Origin of the sequence: Spirosoma aureum, from assembly GCF_011604685.1 — a bacterium.
Lineage (GTDB): Bacteria > Bacteroidota > Bacteroidia > Cytophagales > Spirosomataceae > Spirosoma > Spirosoma aureum.
Genome location: NZ_CP050063.1, coordinates 4,870,855 through 4,893,292, shown reverse-complemented (window position 1 = coordinate 4,893,292; position 22,438 = coordinate 4,870,855). Strand labels below are relative to the sequence as shown.

The window sequence follows — 22,438 nt, the reverse complement described above, 5'->3', positions numbered from 1 at the left end:
CTTTTCGCGTTAGGAAAGCAAAGCTGGGGGAAACTTGCTGTTAGTCAATGGTTTACTTTACTGGCTTTCGGTCGGGCGACTCAGGATTAGCTGGCTAAACGAATTTAGTCCACCCGTCAGGTTGTACACATTCTGAAAACCCTTTTGCTGGAGAAACGCAACGGCTTTTCGGCTCCTTCCGCCCGATTGGCAATGAATGACAACAGGCCGGTCAGTGGGCACGCATTCAGGATGTTGTAGCAACGTCGATAAAGGGAATAATATCCCTCCCAGATTTTTTCGTTCGTATTCATGCGGTTCCCGAACATCCAGCAAAAGTGGCTTATCCACTCGTTCAAGCCAGTCCATTAGTGCTGCTACTGATAGTTCGGGGATGGAATCGGCACAGAACGGAGCCGACTCTGGCAGGGTGCGAATGGCTTTGTTGAGCGGATTAGCCGTAAATGAGAACGTCTCGAACGAGAGGTTCAGCGCATTGACTATCAATAATTTGCCGCTAAGCATATCGCCAATGCCCGTAATGAGTTTAATTACTTCATTTGCCATCAGGCAACCCATTATGCCCGGCAGAACACCCAGTACACCAACATCGGTGCAGGCTTCCAGCTCGCTGGGTTCTGGGTACAGACAGCGATAAGTCGGTCCTCCTTGGTGATTGAAGACGCTAACCTGCCCCTCAAATTTGTAAATAGAACCGAAAATCAGGGGCTTATTGAGCAGCACGCAGGCGTCATTGACCAGATAGCGGGTTGCAAAGTTATCCGAGCCATCGACAATAATATCATAGGCTTCCAAAATCGATAAGGCATTGGCTGCATCCAGAAAAACCGGATGAGCCATCACCTGAATGTATGGATTCTGACGGGCCAGAAGTGCGGCTGCGACCTCGGCTTTGGGCTGGCCGATGTGTTCCGGCGAAAAAAGCACTTGCCGTTGCAGGTTGCTTTCTTCGACAATGTCGCCATCGATTAGGCCCAGCGTCCCAACTCCGGCCGCCGTAAGATACTGACCTACCGGGCAGCCGAGTCCACCGGCGCCAATAACGGCAACGCGGGCCTGCCTGAGGTTATTCTGGCCAGCCAGCCCGATTTCAGGTAATCGAATATGACGGTTATAACGGTTTAACTCCTGATCAGTCATCGGCTTGTCAATAGTTTATCCCAATCTTTCCAAACGGGTTCATACCCCTGTCGTCGAATCACATCGACCATGTCGGCCGGGCTACGCTCATCGGAAATCGTAAACTGTTCCAGCGATTCCGGCTCGACGGCATACCCGCCCGGATTTGTCTTTGATCCTGCGCTTAGGCTTGTGATACCCAGTTTTAGCACATGATCGCGGAAGCGGGGCGTTTCGCGGGTCGACAGCGACAGCTCCACCTCTTCGTTAACGAGTCGGTACGCACAGATCAGTTGAACCAGATCGCGGTCGGTCATGCACCGCTCGAATGATCTGGACGTAATGGTGTCGTTTTGCAGCAGGTCGATGGGGCGAAGACGCGGGAAAGAGAGGCTATACCGGGTTTGCCAGTAAGTCCGTTCGAGATAATGCAAATGAGCCCCTGTAAAAAAGCTATCGGTTCGCCAGTCTTCCAGGCCAAGTAAAGCGCCTAGCCCAATTTTATGCATACCCGCTTTCCCCAGCCGGTCGGGGGTATCGAGCCGGTACTGAAAGTTTGATTTTTTGCCTTTCGGATGATGATTTCTGTACGTATCGCGGTGGTAGGTTTCCTGATAAACCAGCACCGTATGTAGCCCTTCGGCTATCAATTCTTCATAATCCGGTTGGTCGAGTGGTTGTACTTCCATCGAAATATGGGCGAAGTAGGGTTGCAGCAGGCGAATCGCGTTTTTCAGGTATGGCACCCCGACGGTCTGATTGGCCTCGCCGGTTACCAGCAGAACGTGGTCGTAGCCTAATTGCTTCAATGCCTGTGCTTCCTGAGTTATTTCGCTATCGGTCAGTGTTTTACGCCGGATTTTATTGTCCAGGCTAAAGGCGCAGTACGTACAAATGTTTTGGCACTCGTTCGAGAGGTACAGCGGAGCATACAACTGAATCGTTTTGCCGAAACGTTTCTGTGTCAGCTGATGGCTGAGCTGGGCCATCGGTTCCAGATAAGCCTGGGCTGCTGGTGATAGCAATGCTTTTAGATCGTCAAGCGACCGACGGGAGCTTCCCAGCGCCTGTTCTACCTGTCGGGCTGTCGTGGTGTAAATGTCGCGCTGGACACGATCCCAGTCGTGCGCGTCGAACCAGTTTTTGGATCTCGTCATTCGTCCAGAAAAGCAGTTAAGGGGCTACTCGCATGTGCGGTCAGGGATGGGCGGGCCAGTCGGGCTTCAAAGGCCATTCGGCCTGCTTCAACGGCCAGTTTAAAGGCCATAGCCATCCGAACGGGCTCATCAGAAACCGCAATGGCTGTATTGACCAGCACCGCATCCGCGCCCAGTTCCATCGCAGCGGCTGCATGCGATGGCGCACCCAGTCCCGCATCGACCACAACCGGAACCTGGCTTTGATCGATAATGATTTCCAGAAAATCGATCGTCCGTAAGCCCTTGTTGGTGCCAATGGGTGCTCCTAAAGGCATAACAGCCGCTACGCCGACGGCTTCCAGTCGCTTGCACAAAACCGGGTCGGCATGGCAGTACGGCAACACCACAAACCCCAGTCTGACCAGTTCTTCGGCGGCTTTGAGGGTTTCAATAGGGTCGGGGAGGAGGTACTTTGGGTCAGGATGAATTTCCAGCTTGAGCCAGTTTGTTTCCAGCGCTTCGCGGGCCATCTGAGCGGCAAAAACGGCCTCTTTCGCCGTCCGGACCCCAGATGTATTCGGCAACAGATTCAACCGGGGGTGCGTCACATGAATCAGCATATCATCCTGGCTGTTCTGGGTCTCGACCCGTTTCAGGGCGACTGTTACCAACTCCGAGCCTGAAGCCAGCAAGGCGTCTTCCATCAGTTGAGCCGAGCCGAATTTCCCCGTTCCTGTAAACAGCCGGGAGGTGAATGTTTTGTCGGCAATCGTTAGCGGTTGTCTATCCATAGTATCGTGTGTTAACGCCTGCCAGTATCCGGAGTAAGGGCGATGGTACGGTCTGTCAAGTTGGCAAGCGTCTGAATGAAAAGGCGTGTTTCGGCGGCTGGATCGGCGGATTGGCTGATCGCCGACGATACAGCAACCCCGGAAAAACCGACTGATAAGAGCGTGAGCACGTCGGCACTAGTAATGCCGCCAATCGCCACAACCGGCACAGAAACACCTCGCTGTTGCAGCGATGAGAGAATTTGCTGATAGCCTGCCAACCCAAGTATCGGGCTTAGTTTCTCCTTGGTCAGCGTAAACCGAAAGGGGCCCAACCCGACATAGTCAACGCCGGTCTGGTCAAGATCGAGCAACGTTTCCAGTGTATTGGCGGTGCCACCAATAATGAACCCGTCCCCCAGCAAGGCACGTGCTTTGGGCACCGGCATATCGTCTGCTCCCAGGTGAACGCCATCCGCCCCGATCTCACCGGCCAGCTCGGGATTGTCATTGATGATCAGCCGGGCATTGTATTGCCGACAGACGGCCAGCGTTTCCAGGGCTACTGCTTTCCAGGCCTGATAGGGCTGGTTTTTGAGTCGCAACTGAATCCAGTCCGCACCACCCGAACAGGCAAGTTCGGCCTGTTCGGGGCTGGTCGTAATGTAGTGTAACGGGCTTATTTTTAAGCTGATCATAGGTAAAGCTGATTGCCCTGTTCGGCAAATTCCTTGGCTTTTGCCTGCATTGCTTTATCGAATACTTCGTCGTGGCCCAGCGCATGCTGCTCGGCGTAATCGCGTACATCCTGGGTGATTTTCATCGAACAGAAATTGGGGCCGCACATCGAGCAGAAATGGGCAATCTTGGCTCCTTCGGCCGGTAAGGTTTCGTCATGAAAAGCCCGTGCCGTGTCCGGATCGAGCGAGAGATTAAACTGATCCTCCCAGCGGAATTCAAAGCGTGCCTTACTCAATGCGTTATCGCGGTACTGCGCTCCCGGATGTCCTTTCGCCAGATCGGCTGCGTGAGCCGCAATCTTATAGGTGATCACGCCGTCTTTTACGTCCTTTTTATTCGGCAGACCGAGGTGTTCTTTAGGGGTCACGTAACAAAGCATGGCCGTACCGAACCAGCCGATCATGGCCGCACCGATGCCCGACGTAATGTGGTCATAACCAGGGGCAATGTCGGTTGTCAGCGGGCCGAGGGTGTAAAAAGGTGCTTCCTCGCAGCACTGCAACTGTTTATCCATGTTCTCTTTGATGAGGTGCATCGGCACATGACCGGGGCCTTCGATCATCACCTGCACATCGTGCTTCCAGGCGATTTTAGTCAGTTCGCCCAGGGTTTCCAGCTCGGCGAACTGGGCCGCGTCGTTGGCATCGGCAATGGAGCCCGGCCTCAGGCCGTCGCCCAGCGAAAACGATACATCATACGCTTTCATGATGGCGCAGATATCCTCAAAATGCGTATACAGGAAATTCTCCTGATGATGGGCCAGGCACCATTTGGCCATGATGCTCCCCCCGCGCGACACAATTCCCGTAACCCGGCGGGCCGTCAGGGGAATATACCGAAGCAGAACGCCCGCATGAATCGTGAAATAATCGACGCCCTGTTCGGCCTGCTCAATGAGCGTATCACGGAATAACTCCCACGTTAGGGCTTCTGCCTTGCCATTCACTTTTTCGAGGGCCTGGTAAATCGGAACCGTACCGACCGGTACCGGGCAGTTGCGAATGATCCACTCGCGGGTTTCGTGAATATTCTTTCCCGTCGATAGATCCATCAGAGTATCGCCACCCCAACGGCAGCTCCATACCGCTTTTTCGACCTCCTCTTCAATACTTGACGAGACAACGGAGTTGCCGATATTGGTGTTGATCTTAACCAGAAAATTTCGCCCGATAATCATGGGTTCGCTTTCCGGATGATTGATGTTGGCCGGAATGATGGCACGACCGGCCGCAACTTCCTGTCGGACAAACTCCGGAGTGATGACCTGTTTGGGCGTATTCGCCCCGAAACTCATGCCCGGATGTTGCTGCCAGAGGGCTGATTGATCATTGCGGCTGTCGATGCGCTGGTTCTCCCGAATAGCGATGTACTCCATTTCGGGGGTGATAATCCCCTTTCGGGCATAGTGCAGCTGCGTCACGTTTTGACCGGCTTTGGCTCGATAGGGGTGACGGATGTGGGCAAAGCGCAGGAAGTCAAGTGTTGGGTTGCCCAACCGCTGATTACTGTACGTCGATGAGAAGGCCGCCAATGGCTCCACATCCTCCCGACTGGTAATCCAGGGTTCACGCAGTCGGGGGAGGCCCCGTTGCAGATCGATCACCGCGTCGGGATCGGTATAGGGGCCACTGGTATCATAGACGGTTACGGGGGCGTTGGGCTGGCGGCTCAGTTTAGTGCCCGAATGTACATGCGCTATCGTATCTGAGAGGGTAATCTCCCGCATGGATACGCGGATGTCGTGCAATTGACCCGGCACGTAAATTTTACGGGAGCCGGTCAGTGGCTGACGGGTAATGGCAGGTTGTGCTGGGTGTTCGGTTTTCTGGCTCATGTTATCCTCCCTGTGTAGCTTGTAGAATGGTGACTTTATCGTTTCCCGATAAGATATACTGCGACCAGTCCATGCGGGAAACAATGGTGTTGTTAACGGCTACGGCAATGCCTTTCTGGTCGGCAAGAGCTAATTGGTTCAGCAGACTGCCTAGTGAGGCTGCCGAGGGCATTTCAACGGATTGATTGTTGACTGAAACGAGCATAGTTGTGCATCATGCGCAGAAAAGCACAAACGATAGGGGTAAACCGGGCAGTCTGACAGGGAGGATAAACTGAAGAAGGACGGGAAACAATGCATGCGGCTAACCAGGCCTGCAATCGTCCAGAAAAAACCTTCTCGCTTTTCCCTCCGCAGGTATTATCCTGTTCAGGTTCAAAGGGTAGTATCTCAGCCCGGTCTGGGCACCCCTAAAGCTTCGCTTTTCAGCGAGACAAATGTAGAAACGTTTTCGGGATTATCGAGAATCTGTTTCGGATAAATACCCTGTAGTCAGTAAAAACAAACTAATTTAGCCTTACGAATACTGAATAGCCATAAAATTTACCCGTAAGTATTAATGACGACACGACGATCGTTTCTAAAAAGTGCCGGAGGCAGTGCTGCACTAGCCACGATGAGTCCGGCTGCTATAGCCTCGGTGAATAGGGTTGAAGCCAATAAAGCCCCCGGCGAGGATTTATTTAAACTGGGCATGGCCGGGTACACCTTTGTTAATTTCAACCTGGATCAGTCGCTTGAAATGATGAAGAAAACGGATGTACACTATTTGTGCATCAAGGATTTTCATCTGCCCTTAACGAGCACACCCGAACAAATCACGGCTTTTCACGAAAAGCTGGCCAAGTCAGGGGTTACGGGTTATGCCGTTGGTCCAATCTACATGATAACGACCCAGGAGGTCGACAATGCGTTTGCGTACGCCAAACGGGTTGGGGTAAAACTCATCATCGGCGTTCCGAATACAGAGTTATTGCCCTATGTCGACAAGAAAGTGAAGGAGTATGATTTCCGGTACGCCATTCACAACCACGGGCCTGATATCGCACTGTATCCCAATGCGGTGTCTATTTACAGTGCCATTAAGGACCTGGACCCCCGAATCGGTTTCTGTTTTGATATGGGCCACGACCGGCGCAATGGCGACGACCCCGTTGCCGATCTGCAAACATACGCCAAGCGCATTTTTGATATCCATCTCAAAAACGTAACGGCGGCTTCCAAAGAAGGAAAAACCTGCGAACTGGGCCGGGGCGTCATTGACATACCGGCTTTTGTTGAGATGCTGCGGAAGGTGAAATACGAGGGCAGCTGTAGTCTGGAATACGAAAAAGATATGAAAGACCCGTTGGCCGGGATTGCCGAATCGGTCGGTTATTTCAAAGGCGTTTGTGATGCCTCCCGCAAACGGAAGTCGTAGCCAGTTTGCCCAATGACTAACAACCTGTAATTAATGGAAAATTCAAGACGAGAGTTTATCAAGAAAGCGGCCCTGAGTACGGCTGGGCTAACCGTTGGCGGACTGGCAACCGGCATGTCGGCCAAGAGCTATGCTAAAATAATTGGTGCCAACGAGCGGCTGAACGTTGCCATTGCCGGATTGGGACGTCGGCTGGAGGCCTATTACGAACCGATCTCCAAAAAGAACAGTAATGTCGAGCTGGTGTACCTCTGCGATGTGATGAAGAAACAGCGGGAGTCGGCACTTCAGAAGTTTTCGAAGCATATCGACTACAAACCGAAGCTGGAAAACGATATCCGGAAGGTCATCGCCGATAAAAATGTGGATGTGCTCATCAATGCAACGCCTGATCACTGGCATGCCCCCGGCACCTGGCTGGCCATCCAGGGCGGAAAGCACGTGTACGTCGAAAAGCCGTGCAGTCAGAATCCCCGCGAAGGTGAACTGCTAGTCGAGTTTCAGAAAAAATACAATAAAGTCGTTCAGATGGGCAACCAGCAACGCTCGGCGCTGGAATCCATCGACATCGTCAACCAGATTCACAACGGGGTGATTGGCAAGGCCTATAAAGCCGTGGCATTCTATGCCAATAACCGGGGTGAAGTCCCCATTCCAAAGAAAGCACCCGTTCCGGATGGCCTCGACTGGGATTTATTTCAGGGGCCAGCTCCCCGCACTGACTACACGCACGATACCTGGGATTACAACTGGCACTGGTATGGCTGGCTCTACGGAACGGCCGAAAGTGGTAATAACGCCACCCACGAACTCGACGTGGCCCGCTGGGCGTTGCAGGTAGAATTTCCGGAATATGTGACCGTTGAGGCTGCCAAGCGGTATTTCCCGGAAGATGGCTGGGCTGTTTATGACACGATGGATGCGACGTTCCGTTTCCCCGGCGACAAAATCATCAAGTGGGATGGCAAGAGCCGGAACGGACACAAAACATACGGCAGCGACCGGGGAACCATTATTTATGGAACCAACGGCACGGTGTATGTCGATCGGGGCGGGTATAAACTGTTTAACCGCGACGGCAAAATGATCAAGGATAGTAAGGCGACCGGCTCAGAAGCGGGAACAGCCCTGGGCGGTGGTGGCGATATGACCACCCGGCATATCCAGAATTTCTTCGAGGCAATCCGGGGGAAAGAGAAGCAGAACTCGACGATTGAAGAAGGAGCCCGGAGTACGCTGCTCTGCCACCTGGCAAACATTGCTTTCCGGACCAATAAATCATTCGCAATTGACTCGAAAAATGGCCATATTCAGGATAAGGACGCCATGAAACTGTGGAGTCGTGAGTATGAAAAAGGCTGGGAACCCAAATTATAAGTGCCGTTTACCGGCATGAACTGAGATTGGTTTATACACACAGAAACCGGGCAGCCGCCCGGTTTCTGTGTGATGGACTCTATTGAACAAAAAACAGAGTAAAGAAGGAGTTAACCGGTCATTGGCGGCTCGTTTTTTGCCGATTCTGAATTGCTTTATCGATTACCTGCATGGTCGAGGCTTGCCGCTGGTGCACAAAATCCATCGAGGTCGCCACTTTTTTCTTCGCTCCTGCATAATCCTGATGGATTAACCGCAGTTGCTTCGTCCAGTCGTTGGCTGACGATTCGTCAACCTGAACGAGCCAGTCGGGTAAGCCAATGTCGCGGAACATCCATGCCTTTCGCCCGTGTGAGGGTGGCCAGGCGTGTAGAATGGGTACGCCCAGGGTTAGTCCCATGATGAGCGAATGGGGTTCCATCCCAAAAATAGTGTGCGCACGGGCGTAAACGGACATGGCCTCGTCGACATTCCAGAACGTATCCCGCCAGACGACATTCGCTTTTACATCATCGGGTAACTGATCGTAGAGGAAGCTTTTGGCGGTTTCGATTTCTTTGATTACCTCGGGAGCCAGCAGCACCTTCAGCCCCGTATCGCGCACCCAGTTGGTGATCATCGCCCGAATTTTAGCCATCCGCTCGTTGTCCTGCTCCTGTAGCTCAGCAACCGATTTGACGAGGTCGATGGCATTGGATCGTCGGTTGGCGTAGGGCGTGTTGGTCAGGATCACAACGGCCAGAAATTTCTGCGTTTCGAGCCCCGACTTTTTCAGATACACCAGTCCCTTTTCTTCATCGCGTACATTGATCCCAAAACAACCATCCGGCCCGAACTCAAGGACGGGCGTCCGGAACTTGTTTTCTTTCAGGAATTTAAGCGATTCACCATCCCGACAATAAACAAAAGCAGCCTGACTCAGTACATTTCGATAGGCATACATGGACGGGAAATCGAACCGATCGAATGACTGGCCGTAAATGCCAAACGGGATATTATTTTCGGCAGTAGATATACGGTGTCAGGCTCGACATATTCCCCGCCCAGTCTTTGCCATACAGCCCAAAATTCATGGCCATCCCCGAATTGAACAGGAACAGATCGGCTCGCTCAAAGGCTTCCCGAATCTCACCGTCGAACGGTTTTCCCGGTTCGTAAAACTTCCCCCGGATGATTGTCACCTTCGGGAAGTTTTTATGGATAAGCTTTTCGGTTTCTGGGCGCGGGTCGGTATGCCACAGGAGAATTTCGGCGTTGGGAATCGATTGCGTCAGCAGCCGGATGGTGCCGGGCGTATGGCCCTGATCGCCAATATTACCATCGCCCCACGAGGAGCGTAGGATAATGACCGGGTTCTCCTTTTGGGTAACACGCGGCTTCACCGAAGGGAGCAAGGGGTTCTCGTTGGGCCATAACGTTACTGCGGTGGACAGGGCCGATTGCTTGATAAAATCCCGTCTTGATGGCATAGGCTTAGAGTGGCGTCACGTTTTTCTTGAGGAGACCCATTGTTTCCCGCTGTCGCTGTTCCACGAATTTTCGTCCTTTGGCCGCTTTCGATTTGGCGGCTTTCGGATCTTTGGCCATGGCCAGTACAGTCGGAACGTATCGGGCCACATCCTGCTCGTTGTCCATATCGAACAGCCAGTCACCGAGGCCAATATCCCGCCACATGGCCCCCTTGCTGGTTTGCTCGGCAAATCGGCCGACAATAGCCGGAATGCCATTGCCGATGCACATAATGGGCGAATGCATTTCCAGCCCGAACAGGCCCGCCGAGCGGATGTACGTGCTGACCGCTTCATCGGTAATCCAGTACCGGTCGCGCCAGACGACTCTGGGTTTAACATCGTCGGGCAGTTTGTCCAGCAGAATTTCTTTTCCCAGTTTAACCTGGGTTTCGTCTTCCGGGCAAATCAGAATTTTCATCGGTGTTTGCCGGACAATGGCAATGATGGCTTCCCGAAGCGGAGCGTTGTCATGTTCTTTCATCGCCTGATTTCGGGCATTTCTGGTTTCATCGAAGGGTGTTTTTTTGCTGGGGATCTCCCAGTACGGCGTAAAACGGGTGCGGGGTATAACGCACAGAAACTTGCCTTCTTCCAGCCCGTGTTCTTTCATAAAGGCAGTTGCCGCCTGGTCATTGCGCAAATCCACGGCAAAAGCCCCATCGGGACAAAATTCCATGATGGCATTGTTTACCCCATTGGCTTTGGCAAAATCCAGGGAAATCGAGTCCCGGAAAAGGGCGAAGCTGGCTTTGTTCAGTAGGTCAACATCCAGCGGATTAGCCGTGACGACCGCTTTGGGGTCAGGGCTGTAGACACCTGGGAACGTAATGCCATAAACACCAAAGGGTTTGCCTGTTTCCTTGTGCCAGCGCTCGACATCCTTACGGGCTACCAGCGATGGCCCGGACCCATGCAGCAGAAAGACACATTCCCTGAAGGCTAGGGCAATCTCATCGGGTGTTTTGATGATCGGTACGTTCGGAAACCGCCGGCTTAATAACGCATCAACCCCATTGTCGACGCTGGATGGCCATAACCGTACCTGCACATCCGGCAGGTATTTTTCAAGCAGCGTCAATACACCGGGCGTATGTCCAATATCGCCGATATTGACCGTTTGCCAGGACGAGCGAAGAATGATGGATTTTTTAGCGGCCAGTCCGGCTGCGGTTGGTTGGGCCAGTGCCGGAATGCCCGTCAGGAGTCCGATCAGGGCAGGCGTTTGTTTAAGAAACTCTCGACGGTTTGTCATAAAGGAGCGTGGTGAAAACGATTGGTCGTAAACGTCGGAATGTTATTTACCTATTGAGGTCTTTCGCTCAGAGCAGAGCCGTGCCACGGTTTGCTTGACATAATTAGTAACCGTGGCACGGCTCTGCTCTGAGCGAAAGACCTACCATTAATACCCTGGATTTTGTTTCAGATTCGGGTTGGCATCCATATCCGTCTGCGGAATGGGCATCAGCACGTGAAAGGGTTGAATGGTCGCATTGCGGGCGAAACTGTTCTCAGCCTTCACGGCATCGAGCAACCGTCCCGTTCGGATTAAATCGAAGCGTCGGCTGTTTTCAAAGGTCAGTTCCAGCCGTCGTTCGAGCCAGACCGCTTCTTTGAATTGCGGGTACGTCAGCCCCGAGAGTGCCGTCAGCCCCGCCCGGGTCCGGACCTTGTTTAGCGCTGCGTAGGCATCCGTCGTCGGGCCATTACTGGCTTCATTTGTGGCTTCCGCAAACATTAGCAGCACGTCCGAATAGCGAAGAATGGGATTGCTGGTCCCTTCGAGGGTTTTAGCCGGTTTATCCCACAGCTTCTGAAAGGCGATGGCTTTGGTGAAATCGGGGTCGGTACTGGACAGCGTCGTGGTCACACCATTGTAGATGTAGGATGTCAGGAACGTGACGGCCTTCCGGGTGTCTTTATCCGAATACAGGTTGAACAGACTCGGGGAGGGGCGGGCAATGCCGGAACCCGTTCCCGGATAAATGGGAGCAGAGCGCACGCCATACCCCCGGCCTAAAGTGTGCCCTTTTACATCCGTCAGATTCTGGATCTCGAAAATGTTCTCTTTCCCACCCCGCGCCGAGATGGCAAAGGCATCGCCGAAATTGGTATAGAGCTCATATACGCCCAATTCCATGACTTCTTTGGCTTTGGCAGCCGCCTGTGCCCAATAGGGCGAACCCACCGTGGTACCCGCTCGGGTCAGATAGACGCGGGCCAGAATCCCTTTGGCCGCTCCCTGCGTAGCCCGCCCCGACTCACTGGCCGGGTAGGTTTTCGGCAAAACGCTTTCAGCTTCTTTCAGGTCCGCTTCAATCAGATCATACACCTTTTCTGCCGGATCACGCGAAACGGCCAGACCATCGAGCGAGGTTGTTTCAGTCGTCACGATGGGTACATCGCCGTAAAGCCGGACGAGGTTAAAGTAATGAAGCGCCCGCAGAAATTTTGCCTCGGCGATGTACCGTTTTTTCAGGCTCTCGTCCATCGAAATGCCCGGCAACCGGCCAAGCACAATGTTTGATCGGTTGATCCCCGAATAAGCTCCGGCATAATTCGAAATGAAGGTGTTCGACGGGGTGATGTTGTAACGCCACAGCAGTGGCCGGTCGGCCGAACCGGTCAGGAACGGGACGCCATCATCGCTGGTTGCGAGGTCCAGAAATGGATCGGTGCCGCCAATCTGCGAATAACAGGCCCCCAGAGCCGCTTTGGCGTCGTCGGCTGTTTTGTAATAGGTGACATTGGTGAGGTTGGTTACCGGCGACAGATCCAGCTGCTTTTCACAAGCCGCCAGAACGAGCACCATCAGCGGAGCTATATGCTTGAATTTCATGGCTTTGATGGGGTTAGAACTTTAAGTTTAAGCCAACCAGTAAGGTCTTGGCTGCCGGATAGCCGCCATAGTCGAGCCCCTGACTCAGGGATGTGCTACCGTAGCGATTTACCTCGGGATCATAGCCGGTGTAGTTGGTAAACGTAAGCCAGTTTTGAGCCGTTACGTAAATCTTGGCCGAACTGATCGCCAGCCGGGTCAGAACGGCTTTGGGAAGATTATAACCGAGTGAGATGTTCTTGACCCGCAGGTAAGCGCCATCTTCCACCTGAAAACTCGACAGAATTCGTGAACCACCGGCACTGTTCGCCCGCGGAATCGTATTGCTTGGATTCGTGGGCGTCCAGCGATCCAGCGCCCTGGCCGACTGGTTATTGCCCCCCGTCAGGTTCAGCAGATCGAAGGTGCCGTAATTCAGGATCTGGTTGCCCGAATTGCCCTGTACGAAGATATTCAGGTCGAAGCCCTTAAACGAAAAGGTATTGTTGAACCCACCAAAGAGCTTGGGGTTCGCATTACCAATGATGTCGCGGTCATTATCGTTAATGACACCGTCGCCATTGAGATCCTTGTAGCGAAGGTCACCGGGCCGGGCTGTTTTCTGCGCGGATGCGTCGATTTCGGCCTGGCTCTGAAAAATACCGTCGGCCACACGGCCGTAAAAATTACCCAGCGGACTGCCGACCTTGAGCAGAATCGGGTTGATACTGGTGGCGAAAATAACCGCATCGGTCCCCGTTGTGAATTGCTGGCGCCCATCCAGGGTCAGTATTTTATTCCGGTTGAAGGTGATGTTGAACTCCGACGTCCAGCGAAAACCCCCTTTATCGATGTTGATCGTATTCAGGGACAATTCAAGCCCCCTGTTTTCCACACTGCCAATGTTTTTAAGGGTATTGGTAAAGCCGGACGAGGTGGGAATGCCGACGTTGAAGAGCAGATCCGACGTGGTTTTGATGTAATAATCAGCCGTCAGCTGAACACGGTTGTTGAACAGGCCGACATCTAAACCCGCGTCAAATTGCGCATTGCGTTCCCAGCGCAGATCCGGATTCGCCACGCCGGAGGTTGTCGCACCGGAGTTCAGGGCTCCGCCCAGAATATAGGAGGTTGAGCTGATATTGGCCAGGTAGCGATAATTGCCAATTTCCTGGTTGCCCGACAGCCCGTAGCTGAGCCGCAGCTTGGCATCCGAAACGACCGCCAGATTCTTCATCCATTTCTCATTGGCCAGTTTCCAGGCCAGTGCGCCCGATGGAAAGAAACCGAATTTCTGATTCGGCCCGAACCGGCTTGACCCATCGCGTCGACCGGTCAGCGTCAGCAGAAACCGATCATCGAAGCCATAATTGATCCGGGCGAGGTAGGAAATCAACCGCCAGTCGTTGGCTGACGATGTTGGGGCTACCAGGGTCGACCCGGCTCCGAGGTTGTTGAACAGGGCAAAATCATCGTTGAATGTGTTGGCTCTGGTGATTACCCCTTCCGTTGTCAGCCCCTGGATCGTGTAGCCCAGTAAGGCGTTCAGGCTATGCCTGGGCGTCAGTTGCCGGGTGTAATTCAGCGTATTCTCATTCAACCAGCCGATGCTTTGAGCCGTTTCGATACTGGCCCCACCGCCCAGGCTGGAACCTGCCAGGGACAGCCGGGTCTGGTAACTGTTGGATTTGGTATTCTGAAGGTCAGCTCCGAAACTGGTGCGGAAGTTCAGGCCGTCGATGATCGTATAATCCAGGTAGGAATTGGCCAGCAAACGCATGGTCGAGCTCGGGTTCGTGATCTCATTGGCGACGGCCAGCGGGTTATCGACTCCATAGCCGTTGAGGGCGCCCGTATTTTTGTAATAGCTGCCGTCGGGATTGTAGGTTGGAAACGTGGGTGCATAACTCAGGGCCGAACTCGTTACACCACCACCGCCGTTGCCGTCGACATCTGTTTTGGCGTTGTTGCCGGTGGTATAGGCTCCCTGCGTGGTCAGCCCGACTTTTAGCCTGGAGGTCAGGTTGTTGTCGAGGTTGGCGCGAAGGGTATAGCGTTTAAAGTTCGAGTTGAGGATAATACCCTGTTGGTTATAATACCCAAACGAAACGGCATAACGCGATTTGTCGGAACCCCCGGAGGCCGAAAGCTGGTGATTCTGGATGGGGGCCGATTGGAAAATCTGCTGTTGCCAGTCGGTACCTTCCCCAAGCGCCGAAGGCAGGGGCTGATCGGGAGTGGACCCGTCGAAAAAAGGTTTGGCACCCCCATTGACACGGGCTTCGTTCACGAAGTCGGCAAATTGCCGGGCATTGAGCAGGGGAATCGTATGCCGAACAGTTTGAATACCGTAGTAGCCATCGTAGCTGATAACGGCTTTCCCGGCCCTGCCCCGTTTTGTGGTGACCAGGACCACCCCGTTCGACCCTCGGGAGCCGTAGATGGCGGTTGCCGAGGCATCTTTCAACACTTCAATCGATTCAATATCGTCGGAATTGATCGAATTCAGGTTGCCGGTTGGAAACCCGTCGATCACATACAGTGGGTCGTTGCTGGCATTGACTGACCCTGACCCCCGGATCCGGATCGTTGCGCTCCCACCGGGCCGGGCCGAGTTGGTCACGACCTGTACACCCGCGGCCCTGCCCTGCATGGCCCGGTCGAGGGAGGGAATGGGGGTGGCTTTGATATTCGCTTCGCCGACTTTGGCAACCGCACCGGTCAAGTCCGACTTTTTTACGGTGCCATAGCCAACGACGACCACCTCATCGAGATTTTTATTGTCGGTCTTGAGGGAAACGTTCAGCGTTGCCCGCTTACCCACCTCGATTTCCTGCGGCTGAAAACCGACAAAGCTAAAAACCAGCACAGCCGCTTCGTTCGGAACGGCAATCTGATAGTTTCCATTCGTGTTCGTGGACGTACCCCGCTGCGTTCCTTTGACCAGCACACTGACGCCCGGCAAGCCTTCCCCCTTTTCGTCCGTAACCTTCCCGTTGATGGTCAGATCAGCCAGCATCGGCAGGGGAAAGACCAGATCGGGGATTGTTTTCGTGTCCGTTTCATCTTTTCGAAACAGCATGATTTGTTTCCCTGAGACTTCGTACTGAATGTGCAGGGGTGTCAGCAATTCCGTAAGGGCCTCTTTCAGCGTCGCATAGCGAGCGTCAAGAGTTACTTTTTGATTGATCTGAATTTCGCGGGGGTTGTAGACAAACAGCACATGGGTTGTTCGTTCGAGCGTCACCAGGGCTCGCTTGAGGTTGGTCGTCTCCGTTTTGAGGGTTATACGCTGATCAAGAATTTCCTGCCCATGTGCATGATGCGCATAGGTCGCACCCACAAACAGGATGGTCATCAGGAGCTGAATAACCGATAGTTTCATGAGCGTCCGGCAGGAAAAACGGTTCGTATCGTGTTTATCCATGAGAAAGTAGGGGTTTGCTCATGGATAGCGGCAAGCGTACGCAGATACTGTATTTATTTGTAATTTTTTTGAGAATAATTTTTAGTGTACCGATAATGATTACCAGATATACCTATTTATTGTCACATCCCTGGCTATGAATAACGATTTGCCCGTCGACCAGTTCATATGATGAGCGGGTAATTTTGCAGATCAGGTTCAATTTGTCAAACAGCGATTCGTTGGCCAGATTCGCCGTCAGATAGCATTCTTTCAGGCTGGGGGCATCGTAAATGAACGTTAACCCATAATTTCGTTCGAGCAACTCAAATACCTGACTGATAGGCGTTTCGTCGAAAATGTAGTCATTCGATGGCGATTCATGCAGCGTAACCGGCTGTTCGACGATTGATTTGACCAGGCGTTTGTCGATGCTCGAAAAAGCAACCTGCTGGTTTGGGGTCAGCACCATGCCTGCGGATTCATTTTTTCCGGCCAGCCGGTCCCGGCGAACATCAGTTCGCATGTAGACCGACACCCGACCCGTTCGTACTTCGACTTTCGCGTCGCTGGCCGTGCTGTTCACCAGAAAACTCGTTCCCAATACCTGGGTCGAAATCTGATCGGTAAAGACCCAGAAAGGTTTTTTTGGGTTTTTAGTGATGGAAAAGAACGCTTTGCCGCTCAGGTACACTTCCCGCCGGTCGGGAGCGATCTGTTTCGAATAGCGTAGCATAGCTTTGGGGTACAGCAGTACGGTACTGCTGTCCTGGAGCCGGATCGTCTGGGGGCGACTGGTGGTATTAACGGTCTCAATGGAAGCGCTGGCCAGTGCCGGGCTGAGTTCTGCCAGAGAGGCACCCAGTGGATCGGTCTGTCTGCTGACGTATCTGAATGCGATAAAACCCAGGCCGAGCAGAAGCAGTACCGAGGCCGCCAGCCGGAATGCCGCCCTGCGCCAGAGCGGAACCAGCGTCGGCTGGCCTGCCTGGAGGATGTTCGCCACGATCTGGCCGAGTTCCGATGGAGCCAGTGCGGTATCTTTTTCGGCCAGTGCCTGCAAAAACGCCCTGGCCAGCTGCACTTTGTCGGCACAGTCGGGGTTTTGATCCAGCCACTCCAGCCAGAATGCCTCACTCTGTCGGTTGTGATCGATTACCCAATGCCGGAAGTAGTCGTCCCGCGTTAGCTCATCAACACTATAGTCACGATAATCGGTATGCTTCATCTGCGTTTGGCGTGAGTGCTACCCATAGATAGCCAATATGTCGTCAAATACCCGTTTTGGTGTCAGTTTTTTAGAACGTGATGCGATCGAGCAGTTGCGTGAGCAGCAGAAAGCCAACCCAGTTTTCCCGGAATGTCTTAAAGGCGGCCTGCAACAGGTTGGAAACCGACTGCGGATTTACCCCCATGATGTCGGCAATTTCGTCGCGTTCCAGGTTCTGGTAATAACGGAGGTAAATGACTTCCCGCTGGCGTTTGGGCAACTGGTTGAGCGAGGCCGAAATGCGTTGGGTCGTTTCAACCAGGCTTTCCTGCTCGATGAGCGACCATTCGGGCGAAAACTCGACAAAACTCAGGTCATTTTCCAGATCGGCCGGTTCATCATCCCGATTGATCCGTTGCCGATACCCCTCCCGGAGCACCCGTTTGCGGACGGAGCTCAGGAGGTAAGCCCGAACGCTGTCTGGCGTACTGATTCGATCCCGGCGGCTCCAGATGTCGATAAACACTTCCTGAACGCAGTCTTTCACGAAGTCCTCGTCCCGCACAAATTTATAGCCGTAGTTCTGTAAGGCATTGAAATACTTCTCAATGAGTTTCCGCAAGCCTGACTCGTTGCTGTTTTTTATCTGTTGCCAGAGCAGCAGGTCCGATACAGCCGGAACGGGTCCATTCGTTTTCATAAAAAAACATCGGCATAAGAACGCCAATGGTTACCTAAACCAATCGGTGTCTTAATTCTACTATTCCACTAGGAAACCTCCATGCTCTTTAACGTTCGTTTTATAGTCGTTTCCACGCATAGTCGTGTCCACCCTGACGAACGACGACCTGGGCTACCTGGCCTGTTTCGTTTTTGCGGAAAGTCAGCTGGGCATCCACGACCTTCAGAAAGAACTCGGTGTCACTCTCTGCATAAACCTCAAAGCGGGGCTGGCCCGTGATCTGGAGAAAAAGCTGACCCGATTCCATCGTTATCGCCATAATTCGGTCGTCGGAGTGCCGGTAGCGACCGATATACTGCGTGAGTACGGGTTGAGCGACGGACACGATTTTTCGGTTTTTGGGGAGTTGATAGGGGAGATCGTAAACGATATTGATGAGGTCTCTGACGGTTGGTTCCGGTGAGGTTATATCGGAGGCATCGTCGACGTTGCTGAGGAGAATAAGGGTGATATCATCCTGAGGAAATTGAATGTAATAGGTGGCAAAACCGGGCAGATTCCCATTCTGGAAAATCAGCTTCTTGTCGTTCTGGAACGTAGATACGCCCCAGCCATACCCCCAGTTTCCGTTGTTGGGGGGCGACAATGCCGACTCCCAGGTATCGGGTTTGAGCAACCGCCGGTTCTGGACCACGCGCGACCAGCGGTATAAATCGCCCACGGTACTATACATACCACCAGCTGCATAGGCCACGGTCGAGTCGATGATCGGCGTAGGCACCAGCACCGAATCGTTCTGGAAGGTGTAGCCCGTTGTTTTGCCCCCGGTTTTCAGATTAATGAAATCAAACCCGGTATGGGTAAGTTGAAGGGGACGGAGAAACCGCTCCCGAACGACGGTTTCAAAGGATAGTCCGGTTATTTTCTCGACAACCAGGCCCAGCAGATAATAGCCCGAGTTGGTGTAATTCACGGCGGCCCCTGGTTTTCCGGTCATGGGCTTCTGGCTGAACTGCCGGACCAGCCATTCTTTCGGGACGGGGCGGGTCAGGCGGGCGCGTTCGGTGCTGTCGGGACTGTACAGCAGGTTTTTAAAATCGTAAATGCCCGATGTATGGATGAATAATTGCTCCAGGCTAATCTGATCCGCCCTGGGATAATCGGGTAGGTATTTGCTCAGCTTATCCGTCACGGCTAGTTTCCCTTCATCCTGTAAGAGCAGTATCGCGGCCCCCGTAAAGGTTTTGGTGATCGACCCCAGTTGATAGATACTATTGGTATCGTTCGGGATTTTTGTGGACACATTGTTCCAGCCATAGCCTTTCTGAAGGAGAATTTTTCCTTTTTTTGCAACGAGTGCTGTCCCGTTGAATCGGTGCTGCAGACTGGCTGCCGTCAGGTATTCATCCAGCTTGTCGGCTATAGATGGGGAAGAAGCTGTAGCCTGCTGTGCGTTGAGCGTTGCCGTCGACCTGATCAGGATCAGGAGTAGCCAGAAACATTTTTTCATGGTTCGTTCCGTGTTTTTGCCCCAAATCAGCCAGAAAAATCCCTATAAATCGTCTCAAATCCGGATTTGAGCGTAACAATAGCACGCAGCCGTCACGGAATCACAGTTGTTATCGAACGATGCATCAACATCTGTTGCCTTTTTCTGAACGATAAAAAAAAGTTTTTTCGAAACTATAGTTGTTTTTTTTAATACCGATCGGTATATTTGTGCCATGTTTACACCACGATCCGAAACAACCCGTCAGTTTATTATTGAAACGACCGCCGGTATATTCAATCGGAAAGGTTATGCCGGTACGTCATTGTCTGATCTGACTGAAGCCACCAGACTGACGAAGGGGAGTATCTACGGTAATTTTGACAATAAAGAAGACGTAGCTCTAGCCGCGTTTGATTACAATATCGCGTGCCGAACCGGCATTATTCAGGATGCGCTCAGAAACTATTCAAGCAGTCGGGATAAGCTTCTGGCGTTTATTACGATCTTCGGGAGTGCAGCAAGCAGTGCTTTTCCGGAGGGCGGATGTCCCTTACTCAATGCCGGAACCGAAGCCGATGACACCCATGAGCCGTTACGTGAACGGGTGGCGGAGCAGTTGATCCTTTGGAAGAATGAGCTGGTTGGTATCATTCAACAGGGCATTGCGGCCAATGAGTTTCGGGCGGATGCGAATGCCAACAAACTGGCCTTATCGATCATTGCTCTGGTTGAGGGTGGCATTCTGATTGGGCGATCAACCCGGAATCCACTTTATCTGGATACCATACTCGATACGATCCGGGACCTGGTTAAATCGATCGAATTGACCAGTTGATTTTTTTTGTTTACTTATATACCGATTGGTATATAGGAAATCTTAAGGCAATGAAGTACAAACTATTTGGCCGGAAAACAGGACTGCGTGTCTCGGAGCTGGCATTAGGAACGGGCAATTTCGGCACCCGCTGGGGGCATGGTACCGATCCCACGGAATCGCGTCGGGTATTTGAACGCTACGTTGATGCCGGGGGGAATTTTATCGATACCGCAGATAGCTATCAGTTTGGTCAGTCCGAAGAGTTTGTCGGGGAGCTGATCGCCAGCGATCGGGACCAACTCGTGCTGTCCTCGAAATTTACGTTGGGTGCTGAGCAAAAGGCGGGGATTTCGACGACGGGAAACAGTCGGAAGAATATGATCCGTTCGGTCGAAGCCAGCCTGAAGCGACTCAAGACGGATCGTATCGATGTCTATTGGGCGCACTTTGCAGATGGGCAGACACCCCTGGAGGAACTGGTTCGCGGGTTCGATGATTTGGTGCGGTCGGGCAAGATTCTTTATCCCGGCTTCTCAAATTTTCCGGCCTGGCGGATTGCCAGCGCGGTCACGATGGCCGATCTGCGCGGCTGGGCGCCCATTACCGGCATTCAGATCGAATATAGCCTGGTCGAACGGACACCTGATCGGGAGTTGTTGCCAATGGCCGAAGCCCTCGGACTTGGCGTTGCCCTCTGGTCTCCGCTTGGCGGTGGCTTACTGACGGGTAAATACCGGGCCGAAACCGTCGATGCCGATTCCCGACTCCTGAAACTGGGCCGCGTAATCCGGAGCGAAAAAAGCGACCGGGATACGGCCGTGCTGGACACGCTGGCGTCGATTGCCCACGAAACGGGCGTTCAGACGCTACACATAGCCCTTGCCTGGCTGCGGCATAAAGCCGATGCATCGGCTACCGATATCATTACCATACTGGGGCCTCGTACCCTCAATCAACTGAATGATAACCTGGCTTCCTTAGCGGTCACCCTGACCGATATCCAGATTCAGCGACTCGACGAGGTAAGTGCGGTGCCATTGGGTTACCCGCATGAACTACTGGCGAGTACGGCTACCCGCTTAAACGGCGGTAGCTCCGAACTGGCAAGGCACGGAAAATCAGTGTATTGAACAGCATTTCTCGCCTATTTTTTTTATTAGATAATATACCGTTTGGTATTTAATTAAAACAACCATGAAACGAATCATTCTTACCGGAAGTAGCAGTGGGTTTGGGTGGCTGACGGCCAAAACGCTGGCGAAACAGGGCCACATTGTTTACGCTACAATGCGTAATGTTACCACCACGAACGCTGCCGTCGCGCAAACCATTCGCCAGTGGGCCATTGACCAGGACGTGGCTATCCGGGTCGTTGAACTCGATGTGACCAGTGACGCGTCCGTTCAGCAGGCGATGGCCGAAATCGCTGATGATGCGAATGGACAGATCGACGTGCTGATTAACAATGCCGGGATCGTTATCACCGGACTGAACGAGTCCCTGAGCGCTGAACAGGCCAATCAGATTTTCCAGGTGAATGTACTGGGCGCCGACCGGATGATTAAAGCCGTGCTGCCGTACATGCATGCGCAGAAGAGTGGCCTGCTGATGCACCTGTCGAGTGGTCTTGCCCGGCTTCATCTGCCCTTACTGGGGGTTTATAGTGCCTCTAAAGCGGCTATCGACGCCCTGGCCGAAACGTACCACTATGAACTCCGTGCTTTGGGTATCGATTCCGTGATTGTGCAGCCGGGGGCTTATCCAACCACCGATCTAATGGCCAAGCAGATAAATCCGGCGAATCCGGACGTGGAGGAGGTGTACGGCGAGACGATCCTGCCCATCAAACGGGGTATTGCGCATATGTTTACCCCCACTGAAAAAAGCCCCGATCCGCAGGAAGTGGCTGACCTGATTGCCAGACTGGTCGAAACCCCCGCAGGTCAGCGGCCTCTCTGGAATGCGATTGGCATTTCAGGTATTCAGCCCTATGTTGAGCAGCTGAATCAGACTACCCAGCAGTTGGCCGCTACGGTATTCAATGCCATCGGGGTAACCCTACCGGCCTGATCGTTTCGGTGGCGGGTGGGAGAGGAGAAAGCATT

At 53.0% G+C, this 22,438-nt stretch carries 19 protein-coding genes and 1 riboswitch; of the genes, 5 read left to right on the top strand and 14 right to left on the bottom strand.

Annotation, left to right across the window (positions count from 1 at the left end):
* Positions 1–57: 57 nt before the first annotated feature.
* Genes moeB through thiS form a run of 6 tightly spaced genes read right to left on the bottom strand, consistent with a single transcriptional unit; the run spans position 58 to position 5,808 of the window.
* Positions 58–1,140, bottom strand: coding sequence for a molybdopterin-synthase adenylyltransferase MoeB (moeB, locus tag G8759_RS19315; RefSeq protein ID WP_167211007.1), 1,083 nt, complete (start codon positions 1,138–1,140; stop codon positions 58–60).
* Positions 1,137–2,276 (bottom strand): 2-iminoacetate synthase ThiH, encoded by a 1,140-nt coding sequence (thiH, locus tag G8759_RS19310; protein WP_167211004.1) that lies wholly within the window; start codon positions 2,274–2,276, stop codon positions 1,137–1,139. Before thiH ends, moeB begins: the two co-directional genes overlap by 4 nt.
* The gene (locus G8759_RS19305) at positions 2,273–3,049 is read right to left on the bottom strand and encodes a thiazole synthase (RefSeq protein ID WP_167211001.1); all 777 of its coding nucleotides are present in this window, start codon (positions 3,047–3,049) and stop codon (positions 2,273–2,275) included. Before G8759_RS19305 ends, thiH begins: the two co-directional genes overlap by 4 nt.
* 11 nt (positions 3,050–3,060) lie before the next feature.
* Positions 3,061–3,726 (bottom strand): thiamine phosphate synthase, encoded by a 666-nt coding sequence (locus G8759_RS19300; protein ID WP_167210998.1) that lies wholly within the window; start codon positions 3,724–3,726, stop codon positions 3,061–3,063.
* Positions 3,723–5,603 (bottom strand): phosphomethylpyrimidine synthase ThiC, encoded by a 1,881-nt coding sequence (gene thiC, locus G8759_RS19295; RefSeq protein WP_167210995.1) that lies wholly within the window; start codon positions 5,601–5,603, stop codon positions 3,723–3,725. Before thiC ends, G8759_RS19300 begins: the two co-directional genes overlap by 4 nt.
* Position 5,604: 1 nt before the next feature.
* Positions 5,605–5,808: a sulfur carrier protein ThiS gene (gene thiS, locus G8759_RS19290; RefSeq protein ID WP_167210992.1), complete on the bottom strand. Its 204-nt coding sequence runs from the start codon at positions 5,806–5,808 to the stop codon at positions 5,605–5,607.
* A 124-nt stretch (positions 5,809–5,932) separates the two neighbouring features.
* Positions 5,933–6,025: riboswitch (TPP riboswitch) on the bottom strand.
* Between the two features lie 137 nt (positions 6,026–6,162).
* Between thiS and G8759_RS19285 the strand changes: the two genes are divergently transcribed.
* Both G8759_RS19285 and G8759_RS19280 read left to right on the top strand, forming a co-directional pair.
* A complete protein-coding gene (locus G8759_RS19285) occupies positions 6,163–7,023 on the top strand; it encodes a TIM barrel protein (protein WP_167210989.1) in 861 nt (286 codons plus the stop codon).
* Positions 7,024–7,056: 33 nt separating this feature from the next.
* Positions 7,057–8,400, top strand: coding sequence for a Gfo/Idh/MocA family protein (locus tag G8759_RS19280; RefSeq protein WP_167210986.1), 1,344 nt, complete (start codon positions 7,057–7,059; stop codon positions 8,398–8,400).
* A gap of 118 nt (positions 8,401–8,518) precedes the next feature.
* Here G8759_RS19280 and G8759_RS19275 read toward each other — a convergent pair whose 3' ends face one another.
* The 8 genes from G8759_RS19275 to G8759_RS19240 form a co-directional block, all read right to left on the bottom strand.
* Positions 8,519–9,382, bottom strand: a complete 864-nt coding sequence (locus tag G8759_RS19275) for a polysaccharide pyruvyl transferase family protein (RefSeq protein WP_394353330.1) — start codon at positions 9,380–9,382, stop codon at positions 8,519–8,521.
* A gap of 13 nt (positions 9,383–9,395) precedes the next feature.
* On the bottom strand, positions 9,396–9,869 hold the full coding sequence (locus tag G8759_RS19270; protein ID WP_167210983.1) for a hypothetical protein: 474 nt from the start codon (positions 9,867–9,869) through the stop codon (positions 9,396–9,398).
* 4 nt (positions 9,870–9,873) lie between these two features.
* Positions 9,874–11,163: a polysaccharide pyruvyl transferase family protein gene (locus tag G8759_RS19265; protein WP_167210980.1), complete on the bottom strand. Its 1,290-nt coding sequence runs from the start codon at positions 11,161–11,163 to the stop codon at positions 9,874–9,876.
* 147 nt (positions 11,164–11,310) lie between these two features.
* A complete protein-coding gene (locus tag G8759_RS19260; protein WP_167210977.1) occupies positions 11,311–12,747 on the bottom strand; it encodes a RagB/SusD family nutrient uptake outer membrane protein in 1,437 nt (478 codons plus the stop codon).
* A 13-nt stretch (positions 12,748–12,760) separates the two neighbouring features.
* Complete coding sequence (locus G8759_RS19255; protein WP_232073876.1) at positions 12,761–16,153, bottom strand: TonB-dependent receptor; 3,393 nt, start codon at positions 16,151–16,153, stop codon at positions 12,761–12,763.
* A 112-nt stretch (positions 16,154–16,265) separates the two neighbouring features.
* Positions 16,266–17,360 carry a FecR family protein gene (locus G8759_RS19250; RefSeq protein ID WP_167210974.1) on the bottom strand — a complete coding sequence of 365 codons (1,095 nt, stop codon included), beginning with the start codon at positions 17,358–17,360 and terminating at the stop codon, positions 16,266–16,268.
* Positions 17,361–17,430: 70 nt separating this feature from the next.
* Entirely contained in the window at positions 17,431–18,042 is a 612-nt protein-coding gene (locus G8759_RS19245; protein WP_167210971.1) for an RNA polymerase sigma factor, read from the bottom strand.
* A 100-nt stretch (positions 18,043–18,142) separates the two neighbouring features.
* Positions 18,143–19,534, bottom strand: coding sequence for a serine hydrolase (locus G8759_RS19240; RefSeq protein ID WP_167210968.1), 1,392 nt, complete (start codon positions 19,532–19,534; stop codon positions 18,143–18,145).
* Positions 19,535–19,748: 214 nt separating this feature from the next.
* Here G8759_RS19240 and G8759_RS19235 point away from each other — a divergent pair, with 214 nt between their 5' ends.
* From G8759_RS19235 to G8759_RS19225, 3 genes are all read left to right on the top strand, one after another.
* Positions 19,749–20,351 (top strand): TetR/AcrR family transcriptional regulator, encoded by a 603-nt coding sequence (locus tag G8759_RS19235; protein ID WP_167210965.1) that lies wholly within the window; start codon positions 19,749–19,751, stop codon positions 20,349–20,351.
* Positions 20,352–20,401: 50 nt separating this feature from the next.
* Positions 20,402–21,463 (top strand): aldo/keto reductase, encoded by a 1,062-nt coding sequence (locus tag G8759_RS19230; protein WP_167210962.1) that lies wholly within the window; start codon positions 20,402–20,404, stop codon positions 21,461–21,463.
* Between the two features lie 64 nt (positions 21,464–21,527).
* Entirely contained in the window at positions 21,528–22,403 is an 876-nt protein-coding gene (locus G8759_RS19225; protein ID WP_167210959.1) for an SDR family NAD(P)-dependent oxidoreductase, read from the top strand.
* The last annotated feature ends 35 nt before the right edge of the window (positions 22,404–22,438 follow it).